The sequence below is a fragment of the Sulfurovum sp. genome, assembly GCF_049668085.1.
Classification (GTDB): Bacteria; Campylobacterota; Campylobacteria; order Campylobacterales; family Sulfurovaceae; genus Sulfurovum.
Genome location: NZ_JBATIY010000037.1, coordinates 1 through 1,568, shown reverse-complemented (window position 1 = coordinate 1,568; position 1,568 = coordinate 1). Strand labels below are relative to the sequence as shown.

Annotated in this window: 4 protein-coding genes; all 4 read right to left on the bottom strand. The window is 37.7% G+C overall.

The window, feature by feature from the left end:
- Nucleotides 1–130: 130 nt before the first annotated feature.
- The gene (locus WBM70_RS02535) at nucleotides 131–343 is read right to left on the bottom strand and encodes a PP0621 family protein (protein ID WP_424556946.1); all 213 of its coding nucleotides are present in this window, start codon (nucleotides 341–343) and stop codon (nucleotides 131–133) included.
- Complete coding sequence (gene rsmG / locus WBM70_RS02530; RefSeq protein ID WP_424556945.1) at nucleotides 340–933, bottom strand: 16S rRNA (guanine(527)-N(7))-methyltransferase RsmG; 594 nt, start codon at nucleotides 931–933, stop codon at nucleotides 340–342. Before rsmG ends, WBM70_RS02535 begins: the two co-directional genes overlap by 4 nt.
- Nucleotides 930–1,208, bottom strand: coding sequence for a PqqD family protein (locus tag WBM70_RS02525; RefSeq protein WP_424556944.1), 279 nt, complete (start codon nucleotides 1,206–1,208; stop codon nucleotides 930–932). Before WBM70_RS02525 ends, rsmG begins: the two co-directional genes overlap by 4 nt.
- Before the next feature lie 2 nt (nucleotides 1,209–1,210).
- Nucleotides 1,211–1,568: hypothetical protein (locus WBM70_RS02520; RefSeq protein WP_424556943.1), on the bottom strand; the 358-nt coding region annotated here is incomplete at its 5' end.

Here is a 1,568-nt window from a genome sequence, read left to right as displayed (position 1 = left end):
ACTAAAGGGCCAAGCAAAACGATATCATCTGCCTGACTCTTCTCAATTCCTTTGATAGAAAAAACTTTAAAAAAACGATTACTTTTTATCCATGGGTGTCCGATAATGATCATAATTACTCCTTTTTAGTTTATGGTGTACATTCTCTAGAACAGTAGTACTTACCACCTACAATTATACTCTCTTTTACAGTCACATAGGTATGACATGTTGTGCACTCTACAAGTGTGTCTTCATCCAGCTTTTTTTCATGCGGGCTTTTACCAAGTTTTGGAAATTTTCCTCCCAAAAACTTATAGATAAGTATACCAGCAATAGCAAAAATAATTAGTTTTAATATCATGCTTCATTCTTCTTTATATAGAGATAATTTCTTTGATTTTTTTGTACTATATCATAACTTAACTGATGTTGTACATCTTCTATCTCATCAAATACACGAGACCCTTTATAAAAAAGATATTCCGTCTTTGCATCACTGATCTTAGAGGTCAGATCTAAAAGCAGTTTCGTATTTGTGACTGCACGTGAGCTAATAAGATCAAATGCCTCATGCTCTACACTCTCCACTCTTTTAGCCTCTACACTGACATTGGAAAGCTCCAAGTCTATAGATGCATATTTTAAAAAAGAGACACGTTTTTTGAGTGGTTCTGCCAGGACTACTTTGGTACCAGGCAGTGCTATCGCAAGTACAAGCCCAGGGAATCCTGCTCCTGTTCCTACATCTAAAAGTGTGTTTGGTTTTTTGATAAAGGTCAAAGGGTAAAGTGAATCCACGATATTCACATAGATCGCATCTATGCTCTTCGCACCTGTAAGATTATGTATCTGGTTCCACTCATTTAAAAGTGAAGCAAAGTTTTCCAACTTTACGATAATCTCAGCCTCTAAATGTATGCCCTCTTTATCTAAATATTGTGATAAATTCAACGCTCTTTTACCTCTACTAAACCACTCTCAAGCAACTTTCCCACAAAGTCTGAAAGATCTCTCTCCAACACTTCAGCCTCCACATCATACTGATCTAGCAACACTTCAAGAACCTCTTGCAGTGTTGCCTCCTCCTGCATCGCCTGCCAAATTGCTGTACCTACTTCATCAAGCCCAAAGTAGTTCTCGCTCTCCATATCTAGAAGTACCATCTCTCCATCTACTTCCTGAGCGAAAACCGTCTCAGCAAAGGTAACCTTTTGATCTAAATTCATTCTTATTTCTGACCCTTGAAAAGTTGATCTTGTGACAGAGGATTCAAGTTCTTGTCATAGATAGCAGGTGTACCTCTGACATTGAGTTCCAATACTGCATCTTGCATTTTTTTCATTGCCGGTCTTACTGCTTCTGTGTAGACATATGGTTTCTTCTCATCTTTGATGAGTGAACTGTATGCTATAGATCCTTTCAACATGACCTGATCAAAACGTTCTTTTTTGGCAGCATTATCTTTTCCTTGCATGATCCAATCGACCATTGCAGGTGCTTTCTTATGAAACGAAAGAGGGAAGAAGATCACATGCACCGTATACTCACTTAGTTTTCCATGTATTGATTTTTCAAGTCTTGTACAG